We start from the raw sequence: 260 nt of genomic DNA on the forward strand, positions 1-260 counted from the left end.
ACCCTGATCCCGGGGTTGATCGGCCTGTTGCTGGCGGTCATCAGTTGGCGCGCCAGTGTCACCCTGCTGGGTGTCCTCGGGCTGCTGGCGGCAGGCCTGTTGTGGTGGCTGATCCCGGCACGGGCCGAGGCGTCGGCAGCACCGGTGAAAGCTACCCGTACGGGCGGCGGCGCCGGTTCTGCGAGCGGCCTGCGTGCGCTGATCGTGACCGGCACGCTGGACAGCGCCGTGCGCATGGGGTTTCTCACGTTCCTGCCGTT

1 protein-coding gene is annotated in these 260 nt (G+C 69.6%); it reads left to right on the forward strand.

Annotated features, from left to right (window positions below):
• On the forward strand, positions 1-260 hold a 260-nt coding region (locus AAEY79_RS15470; protein WP_352289419.1), incomplete at both ends, for a hypothetical protein.

The sequence above is a fragment of the Psychrobacter sp. GW64-MNA-CIBAN-0177 genome (genome assembly GCF_040309585.1).
GTDB lineage: Bacteria > Pseudomonadota > Gammaproteobacteria > Pseudomonadales > Moraxellaceae > Psychrobacter > Psychrobacter okhotskensis.